At 61.0% G+C, this 26,096-nt stretch carries 21 protein-coding genes and 1 tRNA gene; 9 read left to right on the top strand and 13 right to left on the bottom strand.

Going from position 1 to position 26,096, the window contains the following annotated elements:
- Positions 1-113: 113 nt before the first annotated feature.
- The 4 genes from HNQ65_RS20750 to HNQ65_RS20735 all read right to left on the bottom strand — a co-directional run bounded on the left by HNQ65_RS20750 (position 114) and on the right by HNQ65_RS20735 (position 2,869).
- Entirely contained in the window at positions 114-440 is a 327-nt protein-coding gene (locus HNQ65_RS20750; RefSeq protein WP_184342601.1) for a hypothetical protein, read from the bottom strand.
- Positions 441-551: 111 nt separating this feature from the next.
- On the bottom strand, positions 552-2,126 hold the full coding sequence (locus tag HNQ65_RS20745) for a solute symporter family protein (RefSeq protein WP_184342599.1): 1,575 nt from the start codon (positions 2,124-2,126) through the stop codon (positions 552-554).
- 35 nt (positions 2,127-2,161) lie between these two features.
- The gene (locus HNQ65_RS20740) at positions 2,162-2,509 is read right to left on the bottom strand and encodes a four helix bundle protein (RefSeq protein WP_184342597.1); all 348 of its coding nucleotides are present in this window, start codon (positions 2,507-2,509) and stop codon (positions 2,162-2,164) included.
- A 51-nt stretch (positions 2,510-2,560) separates the two neighbouring features.
- Positions 2,561-2,869: a DUF485 domain-containing protein gene (locus tag HNQ65_RS20735; RefSeq protein WP_184342595.1), complete on the bottom strand. Its 309-nt coding sequence runs from the start codon at positions 2,867-2,869 to the stop codon at positions 2,561-2,563.
- A 142-nt stretch (positions 2,870-3,011) separates the two neighbouring features.
- Here HNQ65_RS20735 and HNQ65_RS20730 point away from each other — a divergent pair, with 142 nt between their 5' ends.
- Complete coding sequence (locus tag HNQ65_RS20730) at positions 3,012-3,569, top strand: hypothetical protein (RefSeq protein WP_184342593.1); 558 nt, start codon at positions 3,012-3,014, stop codon at positions 3,567-3,569.
- Here the strand turns inward: HNQ65_RS20730 and HNQ65_RS20725 are convergent, their stop codons facing one another.
- Complete coding sequence (locus tag HNQ65_RS20725; RefSeq protein WP_184342591.1) at positions 3,570-4,484, bottom strand: alkaline phosphatase family protein; 915 nt, start codon at positions 4,482-4,484, stop codon at positions 3,570-3,572.
- Positions 4,485-4,607: 123 nt separating this feature from the next.
- Between HNQ65_RS20725 and HNQ65_RS20720 the strand changes: the two genes are divergently transcribed.
- Positions 4,608-6,371, top strand: a complete 1,764-nt coding sequence (locus HNQ65_RS20720; protein WP_184342589.1) for an SLC13 family permease — start codon at positions 4,608-4,610, stop codon at positions 6,369-6,371.
- Positions 6,372-6,818: 447 nt separating this feature from the next.
- Here the strand turns inward: HNQ65_RS20720 and rnc are convergent, their stop codons facing one another.
- From rnc to HNQ65_RS20705, 3 genes are all read right to left on the bottom strand, one after another.
- Positions 6,819-7,526, bottom strand: coding sequence for a ribonuclease III (gene rnc, locus HNQ65_RS20715; protein ID WP_184342587.1), 708 nt, complete (start codon positions 7,524-7,526; stop codon positions 6,819-6,821).
- A 49-nt stretch (positions 7,527-7,575) separates the two neighbouring features.
- Positions 7,576-7,650 (bottom strand) — tRNA-His (locus HNQ65_RS20710).
- Positions 7,651-8,029: 379 nt separating this feature from the next.
- Entirely contained in the window at positions 8,030-10,417 is a 2,388-nt protein-coding gene (locus HNQ65_RS20705; protein WP_184342585.1) for an MMPL family transporter, read from the bottom strand.
- Between the two features lie 86 nt (positions 10,418-10,503).
- Between HNQ65_RS20705 and HNQ65_RS20700 the strand changes: the two genes are divergently transcribed.
- The 4 genes from HNQ65_RS20700 (at position 10,504) to HNQ65_RS20685 (ending at position 13,874) form a co-directional block, all read left to right on the top strand.
- On the top strand, positions 10,504-11,997 hold the full coding sequence (locus tag HNQ65_RS20700; protein ID WP_184342583.1) for a GntP family permease: 1,494 nt from the start codon (positions 10,504-10,506) through the stop codon (positions 11,995-11,997).
- 242 nt (positions 11,998-12,239) lie between these two features.
- Positions 12,240-12,662, top strand: coding sequence for a PIN domain-containing protein (locus HNQ65_RS20695; RefSeq protein WP_184342581.1), 423 nt, complete (start codon positions 12,240-12,242; stop codon positions 12,660-12,662).
- 68 nt (positions 12,663-12,730) lie between these two features.
- On the top strand, positions 12,731-13,333 hold the full coding sequence (locus tag HNQ65_RS20690; protein ID WP_184342578.1) for a nitroreductase family protein: 603 nt from the start codon (positions 12,731-12,733) through the stop codon (positions 13,331-13,333).
- The gene (locus HNQ65_RS20685) at positions 13,326-13,874 is read left to right on the top strand and encodes a DUF456 domain-containing protein (RefSeq protein ID WP_184342576.1); all 549 of its coding nucleotides are present in this window, start codon (positions 13,326-13,328) and stop codon (positions 13,872-13,874) included. The genes HNQ65_RS20690 and HNQ65_RS20685 overlap by 8 nt, the downstream gene beginning before the upstream one ends.
- Here HNQ65_RS20685 and HNQ65_RS20680 read toward each other — a convergent pair whose 3' ends face one another.
- The gene (locus HNQ65_RS20680) at positions 13,875-14,246 is read right to left on the bottom strand and encodes a sulfite exporter TauE/SafE family protein (RefSeq protein ID WP_184342574.1); all 372 of its coding nucleotides are present in this window, start codon (positions 14,244-14,246) and stop codon (positions 13,875-13,877) included. It abuts the gene before it with no gap.
- Positions 14,247-14,256: 10 nt separating this feature from the next.
- On the bottom strand, positions 14,257-15,381 hold the full coding sequence (holA, locus tag HNQ65_RS20675; RefSeq protein WP_184342572.1) for a DNA polymerase III subunit delta: 1,125 nt from the start codon (positions 15,379-15,381) through the stop codon (positions 14,257-14,259).
- 189 nt (positions 15,382-15,570) lie between these two features.
- On the opposite strand from holA, the gene HNQ65_RS20670 reads away from it, so the two are divergent.
- Positions 15,571-16,071, top strand: a complete 501-nt coding sequence (locus tag HNQ65_RS20670) for a hypothetical protein (protein WP_184342570.1) — start codon at positions 15,571-15,573, stop codon at positions 16,069-16,071.
- A gap of 168 nt (positions 16,072-16,239) precedes the next feature.
- Here HNQ65_RS20670 and pdhA read toward each other — a convergent pair whose 3' ends face one another.
- Entirely contained in the window at positions 16,240-17,325 is a 1,086-nt protein-coding gene (gene pdhA, locus HNQ65_RS20665) for a pyruvate dehydrogenase (acetyl-transferring) E1 component subunit alpha (protein ID WP_184342568.1), read from the bottom strand.
- Between the two features lie 686 nt (positions 17,326-18,011).
- Between pdhA and HNQ65_RS20660 the strand changes: the two genes are divergently transcribed.
- Complete coding sequence (locus HNQ65_RS20660; RefSeq protein WP_184342566.1) at positions 18,012-19,949, top strand: tRNA uridine-5-carboxymethylaminomethyl modification enzyme MnmG/GidA; 1,938 nt, start codon at positions 18,012-18,014, stop codon at positions 19,947-19,949.
- A gap of 80 nt (positions 19,950-20,029) precedes the next feature.
- Here the strand turns inward: HNQ65_RS20660 and HNQ65_RS20655 are convergent, their stop codons facing one another.
- Positions 20,030-20,455 carry a hypothetical protein gene (locus HNQ65_RS20655; RefSeq protein ID WP_184342564.1) on the bottom strand — a complete coding sequence of 142 codons (426 nt, stop codon included), beginning with the start codon at positions 20,453-20,455 and terminating at the stop codon, positions 20,030-20,032.
- A gap of 132 nt (positions 20,456-20,587) precedes the next feature.
- On the opposite strand from HNQ65_RS20655, the gene HNQ65_RS20650 reads away from it, so the two are divergent.
- Positions 20,588-21,061, top strand: coding sequence for a hypothetical protein (locus HNQ65_RS20650; RefSeq protein ID WP_184342562.1), 474 nt, complete (start codon positions 20,588-20,590; stop codon positions 21,059-21,061).
- A gap of 990 nt (positions 21,062-22,051) precedes the next feature.
- Here HNQ65_RS20650 and HNQ65_RS20645 read toward each other — a convergent pair.
- Positions 22,052-25,807, bottom strand: coding sequence for a PAS domain S-box protein (locus HNQ65_RS20645; protein WP_184342560.1), 3,756 nt, complete (start codon positions 25,805-25,807; stop codon positions 22,052-22,054).
- Between the last annotated feature and the right edge of the window lie 289 nt (positions 25,808-26,096).

Raw genomic sequence — 26,096 nt, 5'->3', positions numbered from 1 at the left:
ATATGACAACCTCTGCTGGATGGCGGCTTTGAATTCAGCGAAGTGCATGACCGGTGGAGATGCTGCGCCAGAGTGCGTGGAGTGCAAGAGTGGGAAGTGTTTGCAAAATCACCTCACTCCAGCGCATCTCCCTGCAGCGCCGCTGGGATCAGGCGCATGCCGGTGTGCCAGGTTTTGAAGTCGAGCTTCTGCGTGGTGCCGTCCTTTTTCAGGATGAGGTCGATCTGGCCAAAGCCGGTCTTTTCCCCCAGCTCATACAGCTCCTCTGGAGAGATGGCCTTGCCACGGTAGGTCATGGTATCGCGGCCCGTGAGGGTGTCGTGCTCAAAGACCACTCTGCGCCGGTAAAGGCAGGAGGGCAGAAGGAACACTGCGGCGCACAGCCATGCCAGTGCGGATATCCGGAGCAGGGTCGGTGGGGAGGGCCGGGCTGGTTTCATGGAGACCCTTTCTATGCTGCTGACTGCCGAGCACCGCCAATGCCGCTGCGGACGGAGGCTGCCGCAGGAGCAGCCTCCGGGCGGGCGGTGGTGCCCGCATCAGGTTTTGGATCAATGCGCGGTGGCCTTCTCAGCGCCGAGTCCGGTGTGGGCGCGGACGGTGAGCTCGGCGAATTTGGCTTCCGCCTCAAGGTCACGCGGAGTGAGGATGGTGCCGAGATAGGCCGCCAGGAAACCGATCGGGATGCTGACGATGCCGGGATTTTCCAGCGGGAAAATGGCGCCGGCTTTGCCAAAGACACCGTTCGGGCTCAGCAGGATGAGGATGATGGAGGAGAGCAGGCCCACGCTGAGGCCGGCCACGGCGCCAGCGGTGTTGAAGCGCTTCCAGAACACGCTGAAGATGATCACGGGCAGGTTGGCGCTGGCGGCCACCGCGAAGGCGAGGCCGACGAGGAAGGCGGTATTCACGCTGGGGCCAAGGAAGATGGCGATGCCGATGCTGACCGCGCCCACGCAGAAGGCGGTGAGGCGGGCCACTTTGAGTTCGGCTCCCGGACGGTTTTCTTTGCCGTGATGGATGACGTTGGAATAGAAGTCATGGGCGAAGCTGGCGCTGGCGCTCATGGTCAGACCGGCGACGACAGCAAGGATGGTGGCAAAGGCCACGGCGCTGATGAAGGCGAAGAAGTACTCTCCGCCCAGATGCCTGGCCAGGATGGGCGCGACCATGTTGATGTCGGGTTTGCCGGCAGCGGTGGTGATGAGCTCCTTTTTCAGGATGGTGGCGGCACCAAAGCCAAAGAAGGTCGTCATGATGTAGAAGAGACCGATGATGGCCATGGCCCACACCACGCTGGAGCGGGCGGTCTTGGCGTCCGGCACGGTGTAAAAGCGCACCAGGATGTGCGGCAGGCCGGCGGTGCCCAGCACGAGGCCGAGGCAGAGGGAGATAAGATCCAGCGGACCCCAGGGACCCGCAGCGGCCACGCCGTATTTCAAACCAGGCTGCATGAGGTTTTTCGGCTCCGAAGTGCCACCGTAGTCGGCTTTGGAAACAGAGCTGAAGAACTCCGCAAAGCTGAAGTGGTGATGCTGAAGCACCAGATAGCTGAGCAGCAGCGCGCCTGCGATGAGCAGCAGCGCCTTGATGATCTGCACCCAGGTGGTGGCCAGCATGCCGCCAAAGACCACATACACCAGCATGAGCACGCCCACGCCGATCACTGCGGGCGCGAACTGAATGTTGATGAGACGCTCGATGATGCCACCTGCGCCCACCATCTGCGCGATCATGTAGATGGTGGAAACCGTCAGCGTGCTGAGGGAGGCCAGCGCACGCACCGGGCGTGGCTTGAGGCGGTAGGCCAGGAGGTCGGCCATGGTGTACTTGCCCGCATTTCGCAGCGGCTCGGCCACGATGAGCAGCACGGTGATGTAGGCCACCAGGAAGCCGACGGAGTACATGAAACCGTCATAGCCGGAAAAGCAAATAGCGCCCGAGATACCGAGGAAGGAGGCGGCGCTCATGTAGTCGCCAGCCACCGCGAGGCCGTTCTGCCAGCCGGTGATGCTGCGGCCTGCCGCAAAGTAGGCGCTGGCACCGGTGTTCTTTTTAGCGGCGTAAAAAGTGATGAGGAGCGTGAGGCCGACGAAGGCCAGGAACATGATCTGCGCGATAGTCATAGGGGAAAGATAAAAAATTAAAGATTAAAGATAAATCAAAGCTTCCGCTTCGCCTGAACAACGACGGTCGTCATGATGGCGTTGAGTTCAGAAGCTTCCTGAAAAAGGTCTTTCAGTCTGGCGGGTTTAAGCAGCTTGTGATCCTGAATGAGTTCCAGCCAGAGTGTGGTTTCTTCGAGTTCCTGGATGGCTCCCTCGATTTTGCTGATGAAGTCTTTGGGGGACTTTGGCCTTTTGCCCTCCCGAGTTTGCGCTGCAACTGAGGTGGCAGAACGCAGAATCTGAGGACCAAACACTTTTGTCAGATCGTGCTTCGGCAGAGCCAGATACATGTTGATGATTCGTGAGGCGAATTTCTTGGTGCGATCTGGCAGGTCCGTCATAGAAAGCCCCGGGGTTATGTTTCAGATTTCAGTTTTTATTCTTCATCTTTCTCAATGGTGTCCGTCGATCACCTCTGCGGCCGCCTTGTCCCACTTGGCCGCGACGCGCACGTAGATGAAGGCCATGATCCAGGCCATGAAGAACTGGGAGAGCGCAAAGACGTAGGCGATGTTCACCTCTCCCCACACCTTCTGCTTCATGAGATCCGGGCAGTAGCCCACCAGCACGGGAAGCGCGAGGTAGTAGATAAGGAAGAAGATCGTGGCGGGAATGATGAAGGCCTTTTTCCGCGTCATCAGCGTGCGGAATTCCGGCTTCTCCTCCAGCTTTTCCCAGTTCACAGGTGTTTTTTGGCTCATAATAAATTGGGCGCGAGAGTACGGAGACATGCCGTGGATGGCAAGAGCGGAAAACTGCGGCGGGTAAAAATGCGCACGCCGTGATTCTTTTCGTAACACCTATCCGTTTGACTCATCGTAATCCTTCTTCAAAAAAGCACTGATGACCCCGCGCCAAAAATGCCCGCACTGCGGCAAGTTCGCTGAATTCCATGAAGACTTTTGCTCCCAATGCTGGAGCCACCGCAGCAAGGGCAAGGTGCTGACGGAGGAACAGATCGCGTCCTGTCGGAGTCGGCAGACCACAGCGAACGACCGCAAACGCTGGCAGGATGAACTGGACGTGTGGCAGAAGAAGATGCTGCCTGCAGTCATTGCTATGATCCTCTGGTGCTCATACGGTGTATACTTGGCGATACCCTTTTACTTGAAGCTGGGCGTCGGAGAGCTGGAGCTTGCGATCGGAGTGTTTTGCACCGCAGGCTTCGCCATTGGTGGGTATCTGATTGGCGGGTCGAAAGCCTTGAAGCTCGCGTGCTCTGTCTTGATCGCAGCCAGCCTGGTGGCCAGCTACTACATCTTTGAGTTCATGCTGGAGGTGATGCGCGGAGAAGTTCAGAGCTTCCAGGGCTTTGCGTACAGCTGCATCCGTCTCGTGCTTTGTGGCACAATCTTCATCTCTGCACTGAAGATCAAGGCCATCAAGCCACCGGCGGTCTGATCACTCAAAGGCGCTGGTCACCGGCTTGCCGTCAAAATCGGCTGGCAGGGGCACATCCAGCAGCCAGAGGGCGGTGGCGGCGGTGTCATAAGTAGTGACGGGGGCGGTGATGGTGTAGCTCTTCTTCACGCCCTTGCCCCAGGCCACCCAGGGGATGATCATGTCGTCGGGAGTATTGAGCCCGTGGGTCTTGTCATGCCCGCCGTGGTCGGCGCTGATGAGCATGACGCTGGTGTCGGCGATGCCGGCGTCCTTGATGGCCTGCCACACCTGCCAGAGGGCCTGGTCGGTCACTTTGATGGCTTCCTTCTGCTGCGGGGAGCCCCAGCCGTCCTTGTGCCCGGCGGTGTCCACATCCGGGAAATGGATGAAGGTGAGGCGTGGCTTGGTCTCCTTGATCCAGGCGGCGGCCTGCTTGGCCACCATCTGCGAGGGCTTTTTGTCCTTCTCGATTTCAGGAGATCCGGCCACAGGCGCGGCGGTCTGCGGGCCGCCGAAGTCGAAGACGTCCAGGGAGTTTTCCAGCCACAGGTGGCGGAATTTGACCTTGCCGACAAACATGCCGTCCACGGCTTTGGGGTCGGCGGCTTTCAGCAGGGAGAAGACCGTGGGCACCTTCACCATGCCTTTGATCGGTGTGTAGGCGTTCCACAGGATGTGGTGCTTGTCAGGACCCACACCGGTCAGCATGGAGGTGTGGGAGGGCAGGGTAATGGACGGGAAAATGGTGCTGGCCTGCCAGGTGACGGCACCCTCGGCGGCGATTTTCTTCAGCGTAGGCGCTTCGCTCTCGGCAATGACCGCCGGCTTGCCGCCATCGATGCTGATGATGAAGACATGTTCAGCGCGTGGAGCGGCAAAAACCTGCAGTCCGGAAACCAGGACTGCGAGAAAAGTGAGGGAGAGGGAACGCATGGAGAGTAAGCGCGAGATAACGCGCACAGGGGCTGCTTGCTTCCACAAAAACGGCACGCAGGTCCGGTTTAAGCAGCTTGCTCCTTGAGCTGTAAATCTCCCTGCGCCACTGGTGCGCCAACAATGGAAGCCTGGATCGTCATCGGACTGCTCGTCGTCGCCGTCATCGCCTTTGCCACGGAGAAAATCTCGGTGGACCTCGTCACACTGTCGTTGCTTTGCGTGCTGGTGATGTGCGGCATCCTGAAAGCGGACCGGGCCTTTGCCGGATTTGGCGATCGCGTGATCATCCTGCTGGCGGCCATCTTTGTCATCGGTGCGGCGCTTCGAGAGACGGGCGTGCTGGACCTCATGGGCGGCTTTCTGGCGCAGACCTTTGGCACGCAGCCGAGGCGGCTCATGGCGGTGATGATGGCGGTGGTGGGCGGCGTCTCCGCCTTCATGAACAACACGACGGTGACGGCTGTGTTCATCGGCCCGGTGATGGGGCTGACGCGCAAGCTGCGCATCCCGCCCTCGCGCCTGCTCATGCCGCTGGCCTTTGCCTCGCTGATGGGCGGTACTTGTACGCTGATCGGCACCTCCACGAATGTGGCGGTGAGCGGCGCCATCACCAAGCTGGGGCTGCAGCCGCTGCGCATGTTTGAGTTTACCGGCATCGGCCTGGTGCTCATGGTCACCGGCATTCTCTACATGGTCTTCTTTGGCACCCGGCTGGTGCCCGAGCGCGACAAAGCGGCTGTCATGTCTGGCGATGCCATGCGCGACTACCTGGCCGAGGTGATGGTGCTGCCAAACTCGCCGCTCATCGGCCAGGCGGCGTTTGATTCGGACTTTTCCGCGCTGGAGTTTCAAGTCATCAAAATCCGCCGGGACGAGCAGGCGATCGATGCAGGGCCAAACCTCCGTTTTGAGGAGGGAGATGTGGTGCTGGTGGCCGGGAAGGTGGAGAACCTCATCCGCGTGAAGAAGATCGAGGGCCTGGACATTCTGGAAGACGTGACGCTGCGCAGCTCCGGCATCGACATGCGGGACGCCCAGGTGGCTGAAGTGGTGCTGACACCGCGCTCCGGCTTTGTGGGCCGCTCCCTGCGGGAAAACAACTTCCGCCAGCGCACGGGCCTTTCCGTGCTGGCGCTCACACGCAGCGACCGCGCCCTCATGCACCACATGGCGGATGAAAAGCTCCGCGCTGGTGACGTGCTGCTGCTGCAGGGGCCCAGCGACCGCTTCCGTGCCTACGAAGAGGGCAATGACATGCTCGTGATCACCCAGCATCAGTTCAGCGCTGAGACACGCCGTCGCGGCCTGATGCTGCTGGCGGCCTTTGTGATGGCGGTGATCTGCAGCAGCTTTGAATGGGTCCCGGACACCGTGGCCTTTGTATTGGTGGCCATTCTTGCCGTCGTAACAGGCTGCATCAAGCTGGAGAACGCCTACACGAACATCGACTGGCGGCTGCTCATCCTGATCGGCGGCATGATGGCTTTTGGAGAAGCGATGAAGGTCTCCGGTGCTGCACAGATGACGGCGGATTTCATCACCGGCTGGCTGCAGCCGCTAGGGCCCTTTGCCGTGTTTGCGGGCTTCTGCCTGCTGACAATCCTGCTCACGCAGCCCATGTCCAACGCCGCAGCCGCCCTCGTGGTGCTGCCGGTGGCGCTGCAAGCTGCGGCTTCCATGGGGGCCAATCAGCGCGCCTTTGCCATCGGCGTGATGCTCAGCGCCTCTGCCTCCATGCTCACGCCTTTCGAACCCAGCTGCATCCTCGTCTATGGTCCTGGCAAATACCGCTTCTCCGACTTCATCAAAGTGGGCGGTGGCCTGACGCTGGTGATGCTCATCGTCATTCTGGCCATGGTGCCGGTGTTCTGGCCGCTGAAGTAGGAACACGTCCAAGTACGAACGGGTCTGATGACGAAGGCATGAGCCCGACGGAGTGGGATCATCTTGATCCCCCACCTGTAGCATGTTCGCGGATGTGCGAGGGAGCTGGACGATCCCACTCCTCCAGAGCACTGGCTGGCGTCATGGTGCCTGCAGTTTCTCTGTGCTGCCATCCAGATGCGTCTTCAGCAGGATGGCTTCAGGCCATGCGCTCTCATGCGGCTCAAGGCGTGAGTTGTTCCCAGCTCTTATGATTGGATAAGGTGGAGGTTCCTTGAAACTCATATCCGTAAGTACTGCGAACAACTTCAACAAGTGTGTTCCGCCTTTGATTTATCAGGGTTCCACGTGCAGCCGGCCTGTGAAGCAAACCGGCAGAAATTGTGAGCGGGCTGGAACAACCCGGACTTTTCACGGTTGCTCTCAGACTTGGCGGTTTTGTTCATCCTATTGTTCACGAGTTGTTCGCAGCAGTCCTCCCAGGGCGGGGTTTTGCAGGGCGGCGTGAGCGGCCTGCACTTCAGCGTCCTTTTTGCTGCGGCCGCTGCCTTCTCCAAGGCGGCATCCGCGCCAGGATACGGCAGCCACAAAGTTTTTGGCGTGGTCCGGCCCTTCAGAGCCCACGATCTCATAGTGCGGCGGCTCGGTGCCCACGGCCTGGATGAGCTCCTGGAGCTGGCCCTTGGGATTGATGTCCAGTGGGCCACGGTTCAGGGCTTCCAGCTCCTCGGCAAAGAGGCGTGCGGCAAAGGCGTGCGCAGCGGCGGTGCCAGCGTCGAGATGGACGGCTCCGGCCACGGCTTCGAGGGCGTCGGCCAGGTTGGACTCGCGGTCGCGGCCGCCGTTGGCTTCCTCGCCACGGCCAAGCAGCAGGTGGGCTCCCAGTCCGATGCGGCGGGCGATGCGGGCCAGCGCCTTGGTGGAGACAAGCTGGGCCCGTGACTGGGTCAGCACGCCTTCATCGGCCTGTGGGAGGCGCTGAAAGAGCAGGTCTGAGAGTGCGAGCTGCAGCACGGCATCGCCGAGGAACTCGAGACGCTGGTTGTCCGCCTGGGCGCGCTGGCTCTCGTAGCCAACGCTCCCATGGGTGAGGGCGAGCTGAAGCAATGAGGGATCGCGAAAGATGTGACCGATGACTTTTTCCAGCTCTGACATGCGTGCCTTGTTTGTAACCGGAAGTCCGGTGGCACTCCACGAAAAAAAGTGGGGTGATCGACGGGACTCGAACCCGCAACAACCAGAATCACAATCTGGGGCTCTACCGTTGAGCTACGACCACCATTTTATCAGGGGCTGACCATAGTAGTCGGCAGAAGCGATTGCGCCAGCGAAAAATCAGGGTGCGGGGGGTGGAGCTGCCTGGGAGGGGCCGAATGTGACCAAAAAGTCAGTGAGCGAAGTGTCACCGCACAGTTTTTGAGCTGGTTCGCTCTGCGGGCCACGGTGTCTGGAAATGGAGACGCTCATCCGGTTTTTCAGCGCCATTCTGGACTTCTTTGCGGCGACGGGTGCCTTTTTAGGCAAGCTCAACAAGCCGCTGGAGGAGCTGTGGAGCTTTGAGCTTCTTTTCCTGGTGATCCTCCTCATTGCGGCAGCATGCGGGCTGGCGGCTTTTGGCCCTTGGACCCGCAGACGCAGGCGCTCGAATCATCTCTCAATCAGCCCTTTCTTCGGTACCATACCCAAGGGAGCGCGAAGGCGGCAGTGACCAACACGGTGAGCACCCCGATCATGGCCGTCATGCCCAGAGTGATGAGGCCGCGATTGCTGCCCACGGCCAGCGCCCCAAAGGCGAGGCCGGTGCTCAGCCCGCAGTAGGCCAGGGAGCGGCCTAGGGAGGCGATGCGCTCGCGGCTCATGCCGGGCTCCCGCAGCGAATGCATGACGTGGATGGTGAAGTCCAGCCCCAAGCCCAGGCAGAGCGGCACGGCCCCTACGCTCATGAGGTTCCACGTGAGACTCCAGGCCGACATGCCGCCCAGCAGGATCCAGCCGCTGGCAGTGAGGGTCAGCAGGGCAAAGACGCGCTCCCGCCAGCCATGAAACACCAGTAGAAAGAGCACGCAGGCGATGACCACCGTGGGCACGCACACGCGCAGAATCTCCTTCTTTAAAAGAGGCTCCAGCGAGGTGCGTAGAAAGGCCCATCCGGCGGCATGGGCTCCGGGGATTTTTTCCACCGCGTGCAGCACGGGTGCGGTCTCCAGGGTGCGCCCCTGCGCCAGCCTCACAGAGCCTACGGCCATCATGCCGTGCTCCACATGCTGCGAGACGATGTCGCCCAGGTTTTCCAGCACCACAGGCTTGGGCCAGAGCGGCAGCGCTGGCTTGGCAGCGGCCCATTCTCGCCACTGGCCGAGGACACGTTGCGTCAGGGCAAAAGCCACCTCGGTGAATCCGGCGGCATCGATGGCTTGCTTCAGTAACTCTTCACGTGTGGTCAGGGACTGCAACGCAGAGAGATTGGCCTTTTGAGCTTCGGCATCAGGCACCAGTGCAAGCGGCAGCAGGTGGGCTTCGACCTCCTGGCTCTTGAGCGCCTTTTGCGTGGCGACGATGCTCTGGCGCAGGGTGCTGGCATCCTTGGCAGCAAAGACCAGCGGCATATTGCGGCCGGGCTCGCTGCTGCTGTTGAGCATGCGCTGCTCCACGGCCTCAAAGACATCAAAGGCCTCGCTCTTTTCAGGTCGCAGCACAGCGGAGCCGAAGTCCATTCGCGGCAGGCCTTTCCATCCGATGACAACCGTGGAGGCCACCAAGGCCGCAAGCACTACGCCGACCATGACGCCCTGCATCTTGAGGGCCACACGCACGCTGCCATGATGCTCCTCCAGCTTTCCTGCCTTCATGCCCAGCGGCAGAAAGCCGAAGATCATCACTGCCGCACCGATGAGCACGCCCAGCGCCGAGAGGATGCCGAGCTGTGCCACACCGGGAAGCTGGCTGAGGCCCAGCATGGCAAAGATGCCTGCGATGCTGATGGCCGACCACGCCACACTGGGCAGCGCACGGCGGCAGATGCGGCCAAAGCCCTCGCCGGGATGCTCGCGCGCCACGTGCAGGCCCACCACACCAAAGTCCTCGATCAATCCGGTGAGGATGGCGGCAAAGCCCATGGACATGACATTGAGGGAACCATAGATCGCGCCCGCCGTGCCGAGGGTGATGAGATTGGCGCAAAGGATGGCCAGCATGAGCCAGAGCAGCGGCTTCACGCTGCGGTGCAGCAGCCAGAAGAGAAAGCCCACGATGAAGGTCACTGCGCCGATGGACTGCCGCATGTCCCCTTCCATGCCGGTGGCGATCTCCGCCTGAAACGCGGGATCTCCGGTGAAGCCGATCTTCACGCCCTTGAGCTCGCCCTGCTGCGGCAGCCATTTCTCCCGTACCTCTGTCTTGATCTGTGTGAGCCAGGCATTGGCGGCGCGGTAGTCTGCCAGTGCCTGTCCCGGAGGAGTGACAAAGAGCAGGCGCAGTGTGCCGTCGGCGCTGCTGAATTCATCGCCCATGAGGCTGCTCATGTCTCCGCCGCTGGTGTTCATGAGGCCCAGCGCCCCACGCGCCAGGCCTAGGGGATCGTAACCTGCGAGCGTGGCATTTTGCAGATCCAGCGATGATCCGGCGGCCTCTTTCGACTTGGCCAGCAGGGCTGCGATGGATGCGGGATCGAGTGAGGCGATGAGCTTCTGCACCTCCTCTGGTGGCGCATTGAGCCACAGATAAGCCACCACCTCGGCGATGATGGCGGGGTCTGACTGCAGCAGGGACTTGCTGCGCACGCTGGCGCAGAGCTCAGGTCTGGTGCTCAGATGCTCGGCCAGCGCCTCGGCGGTGACTTCCACGAGGGAGGGATCCTCGGCCTGCACGGAGATGATCAGCAGGTTGCGCTTCTGCTCTCTCAATAGGCGCGTACCCTGCAGCCCCGGCAACCCCTGCGGCAGCAGGCTCAGCGGGTCCACATCAAAGTCCAGCCGCGACACCCCAAACACTCCCGCCACGATGACGAGCAGAAGGAAGGAAAGGCGGAGCAGGGCGGGTTTCTTCATGCGTGGCGGAAAGAAGCGGAGCCCAATTGGGATGTCCACCGTCGAATGTCTTGACGCACCCCCGGCCTCCCGCCAGCATCGCGGCCATGTTTCTTCTCGCCGCCACCTCGGCCAGCTACTGGCCTTTCGTCGTTCTCGCTGTCAGCGTTGCTTTCATCATCATTGGCATCAGCAAGCTGCGCATGCATGCTTTTGTGGCTCTGATCCTCGCGGCCATGCTGGCAGGGCTGCTGGCTGGCAAGGACTCCTGGGATATCGTGCAGAAGGACGGCAAGGTGAAGGCGATGTCCTCCATGGTGGGCGTGGTGGAGATGGTGTCCAAGGGGCTGGGAGACACGGCGCGAGACATCGCGGTGTCCATCGCTCTGGCGGCCATCATCGGCATGTGCCTGATGGAGAGCGGCGGTGCGGACAAGGTGGTGCGCCGCTTTCTGGCTTTCTTTGGCGAGAAGCATGCGGGCTGGGCGCTGCTGTGGAGCACCTTCATCCTGAGTGCGCCGATTTTCTTTGACACCATGTTCATGCTCATGGTGCCGCTGGCCATGGCGCTGCGCATGCGCACGGGCAAGGACTACACGCTCTACATCATGGCCGTGTGCTGCGGTGGCACGGTGACGCACTCCATGACAGTGCCGCATCCAGGCCCGGTGGCCGTGGTGGATGACCTGCATCTCAATGTGGGCGAGTCCATCATCGGTGGCATGATCATCGGCGCGATCACCTGTGTGTTTGGCTTTTTCGTGAGCCAGTGGCTGAACCGCCGAACCGATGTACCTCTGCGTGCCACGGGTGGTGTCTCCCTGGAAGACATGAAGGGTGCCAGCACCAAGCCTGAGAGCGAGCTGCCGAGCTTTTTCTGGAGCATGACGCCAGTGCTGCTGCCAATCATTCTGATCAGCCTGACGACGGTGTTTGAGCTGGCGCATAAGAGCGCGGCCACGGGTGCGGGCTGGGGAGCGTCGCTGGTCAGTGCTCTCGGTGGAGAGAGCGGCTTCAACGGCGTGCGTGCCTGGGTGGACTTCATCGGGCACAAGAACATCGCGCTGCTCATCGGTGCCGCCATCGCACTCTGGGTGCTGGCCAGGCAGCGTGGCCTCAGCCTGAAGAAGGTGGAGGATCTCGTGGGTCCGCCGCTGGAGACGGCCGGGATGATCATCCTGATCACGAGCGCAGGCGGTGCCTTTGGTCTGGCGCTGCGCAGCGCAGGTGTGGGCGATGCGGTGCAGTCGCTGGCGCAGGGCTACAGTCTCAATCTGGTCCTGCTCGGCTGGGTGGTGGCCGCCGTGGTGCGCGTGGCGCAGGGCTCTGCCACCGTGGCCATGCTGACTGCCTCCTCCATCATGGCACCGATGCTGGCCAACACGCCGCTGGGCTGCCATCCGGTGTATCTTTTCACCTCCATCGGCTTTGGTGCCATGTGCTGCTCCTGGATGAACGACAGCGGCTTCTGGGTGGTGAACCGCCTCAGCGGCATGACTGAAAAAGAAACCCTCCGCACCTGGACCCTGCAGCTCACTGCAGACTCTGTCATCGGCCTGCTGGTGACGCTGGTGCTGAGCAAGCTGGTGCCGATGGTGTGATCGGCTGCTTCGTAGTTGCCACTGCCGAATGACTGATGCATGTTTGCTTTATGAAAGGTCATACGGAATCCGAGACCAACGCCTCTGGTGCTGCGCCCCAGCCCAAGCAGCGCTATGTCCCGAAGCCAAAAGGCTCCTGGATGAAGCTTTTCGGCAGGGCCAGAAATGATGATCTTTCTCCTGATGCTTATCGGCTTGGCGCTGAATGGCGTGAGCGCATGAACCGTGAAGGTCGTTAAGGCGTGTTCGTTATTCTTGACACCAATCACTACCGTGAGTTTCTGCATGAGTCAGAAGCGGGCCATCGTCTCAGGCAGCGCCTGATTGATACTGCTGCAGATGCTTTCATCACGGTCGTGACTGTGCAGGAAGTTACTCAGGGCTGGACAGCTGAAATCAATCGCAGGACGGCGGGACAGGAACAGGTGCATGCCTACCGGCAGTTTCAAAACGCCATCCATGACTTTGCCGATGTCACTATTTTACCTTTTGATGATGAAGCCGCCGATGAGTTTCAACAGTTGCGCGGGTTACGGCTGATGGTCGGTACCATGGACCTGAAGATTGCCGGCATTGCACGATCTCACGCTGCTCTGCTGCTCACACGCAATCTGGTGGATTTTTCCAAAGTCCCCGGCTTGCTGGTGGAGAACTGGCTCGATTGATGGAAGCACAAACCCGTCGCTTCAAATGTTGAGCAAAGAAGGAAGGATGGTGTAAGGCTGCCGCATTCATGGCAGATCTCCCCTCCCCTTCCCAGCTCAGTGCGCTCATGCGTCATCGTCGGTCCATCAAGCCGGTGGACCTGGATGCGGCGCGTGGGGTTGAGCGGGCGTTGCTGACGCAGATTCTGGAGGATGCAACGTGGGCTCCCACGCATGGACTGACGGAACCGTGGAAGTTCATCGTGCATCAGGGCGCGGCGCGGCAGCGGCTGGCGGAGACGATGCAGCGTGTGTACCGCGACACCACACCGGCGCATGAGTTCCGCGAGGATAAGATGAAGAAGATGAGCGAGAACCCGCTGCTGGCTCCGGTCATCATTGCCTGCGTGATGGAGCGGCGAGGTGGGGCAAAGATTCCTGAGATCGAAGAGATTGAGGCCGTGGCCTGCGCGCTGCAAAACCTGCAGCTCTCCGCCACGGCGGCGGGCCTGGGCTGCTACTGGTCGTCCCCTCCCCTGCTGGGCACGCGTGAGTTTGCCGACTGGCTCGGCATCGGCTCCGAAGACAAATGCGTGGGCCTGATCTATCTCGGCTGGCCGCGTGCCGGACTGAACTGGCCGCGCAGCGTGAGGCAGCCGGTGGAAACCAAAACCCTGTGGCGAGATGACTGAGTGGCTGACCCATTCCTGGAATGCGGTGACGCATTTCTTCACCACCATGCCGTGGGAGATGTGGAGCGTGTGGACGCTGACGATCTGCCTGCTCATCGTGGGTGTCATTGGTTCGGTGGTGCCGTTTCTGCCAGGGCCGATGCTGATCTTTGCCGCAGGCATCGTGCACACGGTGCTGCGCTCTGAATCCGGCATGAGCACTTGGGGCATCGTGTTTTTATCTCTGGAGCTGGTGCTTTCCTATGTCGTGGATTTTGCCAGCGGAGCGATGGGTGCGCGCTGGTTTGGCGCGAGCAAGTGGGGCATCGCAGGCGTGTTCATCGGTGGCATCGCGGGCATGTTCTTCATTCCCTTCGGCCTGGTGCTGGGGCCGCTGATAGGCGGTGTTTCCTTTGAGCTCGTCTTTGCCAAAAAGCAGCTGCAGCCTGCGGCGAAGTCAGCGTGGGGTTCTCTGCTGGGCACGGGCGTGGGCCTGGTGCTGCGCCTCATCGTGGCGCTGCTCATGGTGGCCACGTTTCTGCTGGATGCGCTGGTGTGGTGATCACGCCTTGCCCAGCAGCAGCATGCGCGCGCCGAAGGTGACGAGAATGATGCCGAAGATGCGGGTGAGGGTTTCGTTGCTCAGCGTCTTGAGCCAGCCTGCGCCGAAGTAGGCAAAGGTGGAGGCGGAGATGGCGGTGATGATGACCACCTTCCAATCCACATAGCCGTGCTTCGCGTTCTGCGTGGTGGCCATAAGCGCGGTGGGAATGATGATGGCAAGCGAGGTCGCGACGGCGGTCTTGTGCGGCAGCTTCAGAAAGGTGACAAACGCAGGCACCATGACCACACCGCCTCCTACGCCACACAGCGCGGCTACCACGCCGCTGAGGATGCCGATGGCGAGACAGGTGAGTGCGGTGGAGATGGACATGAAAAAAGAATCAGCGGGCGGGTTTGGAAAGCAGGCCGATGAGCAGACGCTCCAGCACCAGCTTGGGATCCAGCGATGAGGTGACGAGCTTGGCATTGGCGGCAAGGCAGGCTTTGAATCCTGCATGCAGTTCTTCGAGCGTGTAGTTGCCCGCCTCGGGCAGTGCCAGGAACATCGGGTACGCGTTGAAGCCGGTGCCGTCTTTCTTGCGCGGCAGGTGGGAGGTGGCGGTGGATGGCAGGGCTTCCAGCGAGGCGCAGAAGCCGTTGTAGTTCATCTTGTTGAGCTTGTGGCGCGAGCCGAGGTCCTTGATGAGAAGCAGGCTGCGCACCCGTGGCACGATGGCGGCCAGCAGCAGGCCGATGGCGTTCTGCCCCTGATACAAAAGAGTGCCCAGCAGTTCCAGCGCACGAGGCAGGTCGCGCTTGCCGATGGCGTTGCCCAGATCCCACAGCACCCCTGCCCTGCTCATGGAGACCATGTTTTGCACGGTCTTGAGTCCGGCGCGGCGGCGCTCTCCGAGATAGAGGTCGATCTTTTCCAGCTCGTTCTCCATCTGGCGCGTGTCGTCGCCCGCCATCTGCACCAGCAGCTCCAGCGCACCGCTTTCAAAGGTGATGCCCATGTCCCGTGCCTTCTGCGAGGCCATGGCGATCACGGGTCCCTCCCATCCAGCACGCGAGGTGTCAGGCTTGTCGAAGACTTCGATGTTGGCGATCTTGGAGATGCGCTTGTAAGCGCTGCGGCGCTTGTCGATGCTGGTGGTGCTGATGACAACGCGCACGTCAGAACCGAGGCCGCGCTCGATGACATCAATGATGCGCTCAAATCCGTTCACGGCATCCTGACCACGGCCTGCGCCGGACTCGCCGAGGAAGTTGGCGTTCTTGAGCCACACCACCTTGGAGCCGCCAAAGAAGGGCAGCGTCTGCAGCGCCATGCACACATTGGAGCAGATCGTGCCGGCGTGCTCGGAGTTGTCAGCCGTGCCGTCGATGATGTCGTTGCTGAAGTCTCCTGCGTCCGGCGGCGTGAGGCTGCGCACGAGCATGAGCGCGGTTTCCTTCACGCGCGCTTCATCGCTGCCCAGGATGACATTCACCTGGCTGGCGTTGGGTTTTTTAGGCGGCGGCATTCATCACCGATGCAACAGAATGCGCTCTGCTTCAAGGCCTCGTGCTGCCGGACCGGGTGCAGTCTTGACATCCGCACGGCGATTTGGTGAAATCATTCCGAATTCAACCTCCTTCCTATGAAAACATCATTGATTGGGTCTAGGGTTTCGACGGCGGTCAAGGTTTTGACGACTGCCTTGTGCATCTCAGTGAGTGGCCTCCCAGCGCAGGCCGAAGATCTGAATGCCCTGTATCAACAGGGACGCGCCGCCTACTACCGTGGCGATCTTGAAACGGCCCATCGTCTGCTCTCCAGAGTGGCGGCGGTGAATCCCCAGCATGCAGACACGAAGAACATGCTGGCCTACATCCGCGCCAATTATCAGCCGAAGGACATGTCGCTGAAAAATCAGTACGCCTCTGTGACTCTGCCAAAGGTGGATCTGAATGACGTGACTGTGACTGAGGCGATCGAAGGTCTGCGTGCGCTCTCCAAGAATGCCAGCGGTGGCAAGGTGGTGCCGAATGTGATCGTGAAAGGGAACGAGCTAGCCCAGCGCAAGCTCTCCCTCTCGCTCGCCAACGTGCCGCTCTCGGAAGCCCTGAACTACCTGACCCAGCTCGTGGGTGCCAAGGCGACGTATGACAAGCACGCCGTGATCTTGAGCGAGGTGGCCGATGTGATCACCTCGACGGCGGACGCGAAGTAGGAAGCTTGCCACGTCCTTTTTCCACACCTCTGCTGCCGAAGTGGTGGCAGAGGTGTTTTATTTTATTGTGGATGAGTTGATTAAGGTGGTCTCTGCCAAGAAAAAGCCGGAGACTTGCTGAGCAAGCTCCGGCTTTGAAAAGACTCCGTGGTGGAATCGGACTGTGGATCAGTCGTTGAAGAAGTGGCGTCCGGTCTGGCCGGCTTCGGTCTTGTTGTCCACTTCCCAGTACACATCTTCGAAGATGGTTTCCGGTTCGGGATAGGGGCTGCTCTTGGCGAACTCGGCTGAGTCTTCCGCTTCCTTCTGAGCTTCCTTGTCGATCTTCTTCAGCTCTTCTTCGGTGGCCACACCTTCGGTAAGGAGGTTGCGCTTCCACACCTGGATCGGGTCGTGGTCGTTCTGGAACTTCTCCACCTCCTCCTTGGTGCGGTACTTGAACTTGTTGGCGTCAGCGACGGAGTGGCCTTCCCAGCGGTAGGTGGCGATTTCGAGGATGCTGGGCTTGGACTCGTTGTGAGCGCGGGCGATGGCGCGGCCTACGCCGGCGCGAACTTCATAGACGTCTTCGCCGTTGAACTGCTCCCAGGCCATGCCGTAGCCTTCGGCGCGCTTGGCCAGGAAATCCTGATAGGCCGAGGAGCGCTGCTGGCTGGTGCCCATGGAGTAGCCGTTATTTTCGATGACGTAGATCACCGGCAGGTCCCACAGCTCGGCGAGGTTGAGGGATTCATGGAAGGCACCCTGGTTCACGGCGCCGTCGCCGAGGAAGCAAAGAGCGGCACCTTTGAGGCCGCGATACTTCAGGCCGTAAGCGAGGCCGAGACCCAGCGGGGTCTGACCCGCCACGATGCCGTGACCACCCCAGTAGTTCTTGTCGGGGGCGAAGTAGTGCATTGAACCGCCCTTGCCGCGGGAGCAGCCGGTGGCCTTGCCGAAGAGCTCGGCCATGCACTCGTTCATGCCCATGCCGACAGCGAGCGCGTGGCCATGGTCGCGGTAGGCGGTGATGACGTGATCGTTTTCGCCCATCACGGAGACGGTGCCGACAGCCACGGATTCCTGGCCGATGTAGAGGTGGAGGAAGCCGCCCATGCGACCGGCTTGATAGTGCTGCAGGGACACCTGCTCGAACTTGCGGATGCGGACCATCTTGCGGTAGAGCTCCACCTTGTCGGCGGCGGTCAGCTTCTGATTGATGGGATCGGCGGCGTGTTTTGCCAGGGCGTTTGAGGGGGCGGTTGCAGTGGCCATGTGATAGGGTTCGATACTAGCTGGATGCATGCCGGAAGCAAGTGGGGTGTTTAGGCGGCGGGATGGGATAAGGGGTGTCCCTTGTGTGGGTGGGCAAAGTAGGCCCGGCAAGTGGGTAGGACGCCTTGTCCTCGGGTCGCCGTGGTCTATCGCGCCGAAGGCTGCAATGTCATGGCGCAGCTGCCTTGTTCCTCTTCCTCTTGGAAAGGGAGGAGGAGTAAGAGCAGGAGGAAGAGGAGGAGTGCTGGCTCGTAGGGCGGGTGGGTTTCAAGCACATGTGTGGCTCCTGCGGAGGAGGCTGGAGGGCCAGCCTCCCTACCCTGCGCTACGCTTCTCGTAAAGCTCACCGCAGGTAGACCCCGCCAAGGGTAGCGCGGACTGTCCTAAGCCTGTCGTGACTGTGGCGCTGAATGACTCCAAGGACGAATCGGCTGCTCCTGCGGCTATGGACTGCGCAGCCATCCAACCCATTCCGCGCTCTACTCCACTCATGGCGGAGGCTTATTGCCCGCCTTCCCTACCCCGCGCTGGATGCTCGGAGCGTCCTGCACCCCGCCTTTTCTCCCCATCTCCCTGTCTGATTGTCCCCTTATCTCTGCCCTTCCCCACCCCTGTGAAACGCTACCCGCGATTCCCATTTGTTCCACATGGAACATTTTAGCGGCCTGTGCTACCCTCTCACCCCCATGTCTTCCAGCCTCTTCACCTTCCCCAAACACTATGACGTCATTGTCTGCGGAGCCGGCCATGCCGGTGTGGAGGCGGCGATGGCTGCCGCGAGGCTGGGCTGCCAGACGGCCATCCTCACCCAGAACCTCGACACCATCTCCCAGATGTCCTGCAACCCCGCTATCGGTGGTCTGGCCAAAGGGCATGTGGTGCGGGAGATCGACGCCCTCGGCGGAGTCATGGGTAGGAATACCGACGCCACGGGCATCCAGTTCCGCATGCTGAATGCCCGCAAGGGGCCCAGCGTGCAGGCTCCCCGTGCCCAGTGCGACAAGAAGGCCTACCAATTTCGCATGAAGTGGCTGCTCGAAAACCAGCCCAATCTGGACATGCATCAGGGCAATGCCGCCGAGATCTTGGTGGAAAACGATGCCGTTGTCGGCGTGCGCACCAGCCTTGGGATGGTCTATCGGGCCAAGGCGGTGGTCATTTCCTCCGGCACTTTCATGCGTGGACTGCTCCATGTGGGGCAGCAGAATCAGGCTGGCGGGCGCATGGGGGACAGTATTTCGACCCTCTCTGACAGCCTGCGCGCCCTCGGTTTTGACGTCCAACGCTTCAAAACCGGCACCCCCTGCCGCCTGAACAGCCGCAGCATCGACTTCTCCAAGTGCGAGCTACAGCCCGGAGACGAGCCTGCTCCGCGCTTCAGCTACCTCTCTGGCACCCTCCCTGAGGACGAACCGGAGGCCCAAACCGAGGGTGCTACCCCCCTTCCTGGCACCGGCCCCAGCCAGTTTACCCTCAACTCCTGGGGGCCTGTAACGTTCCACGTGGAACAAATTCCCTGCTGGATCACCTACACCACCCCCCAAACTCACGACATTATCCGGGCCAACATCCACAAGTCGGCCATGTATTCCGGCAAGATCGAGGGGGTGGGACCTCGCTACTGCCCCTCTGTGGAGGACAAGGTGGTGCGCTTTGCGGAGAAGGAACGGCACCAGATTTTCCTCGAACCCGAGGGCCGTCATACCCGCGAATTCTACGTGAACGGCGTCTCCACCTCCCTGCCCTTCGAGGTGCAGTATGACTTCATCCGTTCCATCCCGGGACTGGAAAAGGCCGAGATCATCCGCCCTGGCTACGCGGTGGAGTACGACTACTGCCCCCCGACCCAGCTTCATCCCACCTTGGAGACCAAACGCGTCTCCGGCCTCTACTTCGCCGGGCAGATCAATGGCACCTCCGGCTACGAAGAGGCCGCCGGACAGGGCCTTATCGCGGGGGCGAATGCCGCCCTCAAGGCCCAGGGCCGCCCCCCTTTCCTGCTCCAGCGCAGCCAGGCCTACCTGGCCGTGATGATCGACGACCTCGTCACCAAGGGCACCACCGAGCCCTACCGCCTCTTCACCTCCCGCGCCGAGTACCGCCTGCTCCTCCGCCAGGACAACTGCGACCTCCGCCTCACCCCGCTGGCCGCGCAGGCCGGGCTCGTCTCCCCCTTCCGCATCCGCCACACGGAGGAAAAAATCGCCGCCATCGCCGCCGCCCGCACTCTTCTGCAGGAGGCTCGTATGGGCGATGTGACCTTGGAAAAATGGCTGCGCCGCCCCGAAAGCACCCCCGCCCAGCTCCCCGCCGAGATGTATTCCAAGTTCACGCCCGAGGTCTGGAGCCTGGTGGAAAACGACGTCAAATACGCCGGCTACATCACCCGCCAGGAGGACATGGTGGCCAAGACCTCCCGCATGGAGGAAAAGATGATCCCCGCCGACTTCGATTACCATGCCATCCCCGGCCTCAAGACCGAAGCCAAACACCGCCTCACCGCCCTCCGCCCCGCCACCCTCGGCCAAGCCGCCCGCGCCCAAGGCGTGAACCCCGCCGATATTGCCCTGCTGGCGGTGATGCTGAAGCGCGGGAGCAAGGAACCTGAGGGTGCGGAAGCATAGCTCTTCCTTCTCGTCAGACTCCTGCTCACTCCCTTGTTGGAATTGCCCGGTTAGCCTTGGTCAACGGGTGTCCATCTTGTTCAGTCTTCCGTTAAGCCCGCGTAGTCTTCGGGTACGTGTCCTATATAGCCCTTCGGCAGACTCCGCCCCGCTAGCCATGGAGACAGACCTTTCAACTCTCGCCGTATCTCGGCAAGGAGGTTGAATGGCAGAACAAAAGACGCGAACCACGATTCATCGTCATGGCCGATGAGGATCGATAAAACCTCGTCCTCAGCGCTCCAAAAAACCTTGCTCTCATCGCAATGTCCAAGCCGCAGAGACTGCCGGTCGTCCCAATTGCCAGGATCATTCTGCTGTAGCTGATCCACTTCGTTGGCTGTCAGCAAAATGACCAGCCCATAGTGTTCGGTCATCACATTGAGTGATGCGCTTTGCAGCCCAGTCTCGCTCGTCGTGGGATTGGCGAAAATCTGGTATTTGAGAGCAGGGCTTGGAGATTTCATTGGCTAGCTACGTTTCGCGGCAGGGAACCTATTTTGGAACGTTGAAACGGAAGACGAAAGACAATCCTTGTTTCAGCATTCCGAGGTGCAGAGCGAAGATTGATTTCCGGCTCCATTGCAGCAGCTTGCACCATGACCTCCCTTGCCTGCCTGGCACTGGCTGCGCTGCTCTGTCTCATGCTATATTTCGGCATGAGAGCGCTTGGTTCGTGGCTGGCAGATCGTGCAGTGGCGCGTGCCCTGGCCCGGTCTGTGGACGCACCTCAGGCCCGGCTCATGCCGGAGAGTCAGTTCGTCGTCCGCCTCAGCGAGTCGGAGGTTTCCTGCCAGCGGCCCGATGGCGGCATCGAAACAGTCCGCTGGGATGAGCTGGAGCGGGTCGTGATTCATACGACGAGCGATGGTCCCCTGCTGCCGGATTGCTTCTGGCTGCTCATCGGCTCCGGAACCAGCGGCTGCTGCATTCCGTGGGGAGCTAGCGGAGGAGCTGAGCTCCTGGCCCGCCTGCAGCAGTTGCCGGGCTTTGACAACCAAGCCGTGATCGGGACCGGAACTCAGGAGGCTGTTGTCACCTGCTGGCAGCGTCAGACGAACGCTGGCGAATAACGCGACCACACAGCCGCTCCCCTGCCCCGAGGTATCCAAAGCCTAACTGCAAAGCCTATTAGATCATGTCATTTAATAGCATGATCTGTGATGGCATGGCATGGAGCCACTGGCCAGATGCAAAGGGGGGCGTGTCACAGCCCGGTACTCCCAGGAGAAACTTCCGCAAATTCCCCAAATTCCTCGGGGGGGTATGCACGCAGGACAGCCTCGCCGGAGGGCCTGAGTGTTCGCCCTGGATCGACTCGTCCTCCAAGGGGTAAGCCAGGAGGTGAAGTACAGGCTTGCAGGCATGGTCGCAGGATGAATGTGGCGACAGCTGTCGTGGTCGGATTCCGGCGGGTGCGTGAAGTCCCTCTGCGAATACGCAGGAAAGCAGGTCATTGGGAGTGGGGGCGCGCAGATGCTTGGGCGGAAGACAGCATCGCGGCTACCGCTTTCGAACGTTTCCTGCCGGCTGTAAACACAGGAGCTGACCTTGCCCTGGGTGGTCCTGTGCTCGTTTGCTACATGGCCTGCTCAATATCTTCCTGCCTGCGAAAGCGGTAGCTGCGGTCGTTCCTCCCTCCGCGACCGCACTCCAAATCGGCGCAGGGCGCACGCAGTCCCAATACAGGTAAGGCGGCTTTGTCCTCAGTCCGCCGTCGCCGTAAGCCCAAGGCTTTCTCTACTGGGTGTCAAAACTTTTGAGGCAACAGGTCAGTTACCTTATATTAAACATTGGAATTCAATCATCTATGCTGAACTGCTAAAATAATGCCTGGCATTTAGTACGTCTAGTTCGCGTCCGCGTGATGGGAGAGCTTGCGCCCTCTTTCTGCGCATACCCCCCCGAGGAATTTGGGGAATTTGCGGAAGTTTCTCCGCTGGCAGGCATGGTAGAAACTACTGGCTTATGGTATGAAGAAAGGTGTTCTAGACGCAGGGCTTGATCGTGCAAAGCCCCTCCCAAAAAAGCGGAGCTGGGACGGAGGGCTGAGGGGGCGGGCGTCAGTTCAGCGCCCCTTTCAGCGCGTTGAGCAGTGTCTCGGCAGTGTAGGGCTTGGGCAGGAAGCGGGTGGCTCCGGCGCTGCTGGCGCGGGCCACGTGGTGCTCGGTGCTGATGCCGCTGGCGGCGATGATGGGCAGCCCCGGGCTCATGTGCCGGAGCACCTGGATGGCGGTGGGGCCGTCCATCACGGGCATCATGAGGTCCATCAAAATAGCGGCCACCTGCTCCTTCTGGCTGCTGTAAAGCGCGATGGCATCGACACCATGATTGGCTACCACGACCTGGTAGCCAAAGGTTTCCAGCGTGTGCCGTGTGATCTCCCGCACGGCCTCCTCGTCATCCACCACGAGCACGAGCTCGCCGTTGCCTTGCGGCAGCATGCTCGGGCCGGGGGAGTCCGTGCCGGCGGCTGTGGAGGTCTGCGCGGGCAGATAGAGGCTGAAATTGGTGCCCCGCCCCGGCTCGCTCTGCACCCGGATGAAGCCGCCGTGGTGTTTGATGATGGAGAGCGTGGTGGAGAGGCCGAGGCCGGTCCCCTTCCCCACCTCCTTGGTGGTGAAAAAGGGCTCAAAGATGCGCTCCACCACCTCTGGCGGCATGCCGGTGCCGGTGTCTGCCACCGTCACCTGCACGTGCGGGCCGGTGGTGGCCTCGATGTTCATGCTCGTGTACTGCTCGTCGAGCATCACGTTTTTGGCGCTGATGGTTATGGTGCCGCCAGCGCGCATGGCATCGCGTGCATTCACGCAGAGATTCAGCAGCACCTGGTGCAGCTGAGTGGGGTCTCCCTTCACCATCCAGAGATCCGCCGCCACGTCCTGCTGCGCATGGATGTGCTGCATGAAGGTCTCATTGACGATCTTGATGATTTCATCAATCAGGTGCCCGAGGTGCACCTCCAGGTTCTGGCCCACCACGCCGCGTGCAAAGGAAAGCACCTGCTGCACCATGTCCGCACCACGCCGCGCACTGCCTTCGATGGTTTCCAGCATCTCCAGGCGCTGAGGATTGGTCTCCCGCAGCCTCAGCACGTCGATGGACATCATGATCGGCGCCAGCACGTTGTTCAGGTCATGGGCTATCCCGCCCGCGAGCGTGCCGATGCTCTCCATGCGCTGCGCGCGTAAAAACTGCTGCTCCAGCTGCCTGCGGCCGGTGATGTCTGTATTGATGCACAGCAGGGATTTGGGGCGGCCGTTTTCTTGGCGGATCAGCGTCCAGCGCCCCTGGATCGTCAGCGGCCTGCCGTCTTTGGTCCACTGCTGCAGCTCGCCCACCCACTCGCCCTTGGTCATGCTCTGCTCCCAGGCCACATGAAATTCCGTCGCATCGCGGTAGAGCAGTTCTTCTGCGGCGCGCCCCATGGCCTCGGAAGCGGTCCAGCCGTAGAGGCGCTCGCAGCTTTTGTTCCAGTAGAGGATGCGGTCCTGCAAGTCGCGCACCATGATGGCGTCCTGCGCGCTGTCCAGCAGCGTGGCCTGCTCCCGCAGGATCTGCTCGGCATGCTTGCGTTCATCAATGTCCAGCACCACGCCGATGATGTGGGCGATGCTGCCGTCCGCATTCCGTACGCAGCCCACGCCGATGCTCGCCCAGACCACGCGGCCGTCTTTGCGGATGAAGCGCTTCTCCATCTCATAGCTCTGGATGGTGCCTGCCAGCAGCTGCTCAAACTGGTGCTGGTCAGCCGGCAGGTCTTCGGGGTGCGTCAGCTCCGGCCAGCTCAGTTTCATGAGCTCCTCGCGCTCATAGCCTAGAATGGAGCACAGCCGGTCATTCACCTGCACCCAGCCCTTCTCGGGTGTCGTCACTGCGATGCCATGCAGGCTGAGCTCAAAGTAGCTGCGGAAGCTCGCCTCGCTGTCGCGCAGTGTCTGCTCTGCGCGTCGTTGCTCCGTCACATCCATCGCCAGTCCGCCGATCATGGGTGCCTGCCCGGGTGTCAGGATGGGAAAGCACACCACGTGAAACTCCCCCTGGGTGCCGTCCACACGCCTGCCTGGCATCACACGGGTGATGGCGCGCTGCTCCTCCAGCACCTGGCGGTTTCGGCTCTGGTAGGCTTCCGTCAGTTCGGGGCCAAAGACCTCCAGCGCGGTCAGGCCGGTCAGGTCATTTCTTCCCAGCGTGTCAAAGACACGGTAGTAGCCGGGGCTCACGTAATGATAGCGGCACTCCTCATCCACGATCCACCCCGCCACGGGGCTGTGGGCCATGAAGCTGCTGAAGCGCTCTTCGCTTGCCTTCAGCGCCTGCTCCGCCTGTCTCCGCTGCTGCTCCCGCTGCCGGGACTCCACGGCATAAGAAAGGTTTTCGGCGATGGCATTGAGAAACTGGCACTCATCTGTGGAGAAGTAATGAGAAGCATCCCCATAGACGGCAAAGATGCCGATGGGCCGCCCCTCCACCCGCAGCGGGAAGCACGCGCAGGCGTGGTAGCCGCGCTCCAGTGCCGCCTGCCGCCATGGCTCCATCATCGGGTCTGTGGCGATGTCCTGACAAAACACGGCTTCATTCTCCCGGTAGGCACGGCCGGAGGGGCCCAGCCCGCGAGGCACTTCTTCCAGCGAGACATTGGCATTTTCCAGGTAGCCATCTTCGCAGCCGTGACTGGCCACGGGCACCAGCCGCTGACTGGCCACATCTGCCACGCCTACGCAGGCCATGAGCAGTCCGCCCTCCTCCACCGCGATGCGGCAGGCCTCCTCGTAGAGCTGCTGGGTATTTGTCATGCGCACGATGGCCGCATTGATGCCGCTGGAGATCGCATAGAGGCGGTTCAGCCGCTGAAGGCGGTGCTCCGCCAGGATGCGCTCTGTCACATCCTGGCTGGTGCCGATGGCCTGGTAGGGCTCCCCGTTCCCGTCCCGCATGGCCTGCCAGCGCTGCTCGATGTGCCTCACCCGTCCGTCCCGCATCACCATCCGGTGGATGTAAACACGTGGCAGGCACTCTTCGATGGACTGCCGGAAGATCTCGTTCACCACCTCCACATCCTCCGGGTGCACTCGCTCTTCAAACGACGCGTAGCACTCCGGTGTGGTCTGCGGGTCAGTGCCAAAGACGTAATGCGTCTGCTCAGACCATTCTGCCTGAAAGGTGCGCAGGTCCACCACCCAGCTGCCGATGCCGCCAGCCTCCTGCGCGGCCTCCAGGCGCTGCGCCAGCCTGCGCTGCTCCTCTTCACTTTTGCGCAGTGCCGCCAGCGTCAGTTCGCGCTCCAGCCTGATGTGTTCCTCCTCCTCACGGAGGTGCTGCAGCTCCATCACCGAATGCCGCATCAGCATCAGCCGCATCACCTGCCGTCCCAGCACAGCCAGCGCCGCCTGCTGTTCCGTGGTCAGCTCACGCGGCACGCGGTCGATCACACACAGAGTGCCCAGCACGGCACCCTCCGGGGTCCGCAGAGGTGTGCCGGCATAAAAGCGGATGTGCGGCTCCCCCGTCACCAGCGGGTTCTGCGCAAAGCGCGCGTCCTGCAAAGCATCCGGCACCACCAGCATCTCGGTGCCTTCCAGCGCATAGGCGCAGAAGGCCCAGCTTCGCGGGGTCTCGCTCACCTCCACGCCCACCTTGGATTTAAACCACTGTCGGTTCTCATCGACGAGGGAGACCAGGGAGATCGGCACTGCGCAGATCTCCGCCGCCAGCTTGGTCAGCTCGTCAAACATCTCTTCCGCCCCAGTGTCGAGAATGTCATAGGCGCGCAGGACATCCAGACGCTGGGTTTCGCACAAAGACGGGGTCGGATTCATTCAAAGGCACGTCGGAAAATGGCAGCAATCAACGCCCGTTGTCGCAGATGGGGCACAAGATTTCTGTTGGGGAGAAATCGTTCACAGACAGCTTGGTTTATATCGCAAGCTAGTAAATGTTTACTTGTTCGGTCTTAGGCTATGTCCCTTTCGTAACAGACGATCACATTTCAATACAACGAAGCTCGGTGCTAAAACGAAACAAATAGCCCAGATTGTTGAGACGTGATGGACGGAATATGAGCTTGCCTGCAGGGGCACTGTTTTGGTAATCATCCTTAATGCTAGG

The organism is Prosthecobacter vanneervenii, from assembly GCF_014203095.1.
GTDB lineage: Bacteria > Verrucomicrobiota > Verrucomicrobiia > Verrucomicrobiales > Verrucomicrobiaceae > Prosthecobacter > Prosthecobacter vanneervenii.
Note: the sequence above shows the minus strand (reverse complement) of the source record. Positions and strands in the feature narration are given on the sequence as shown.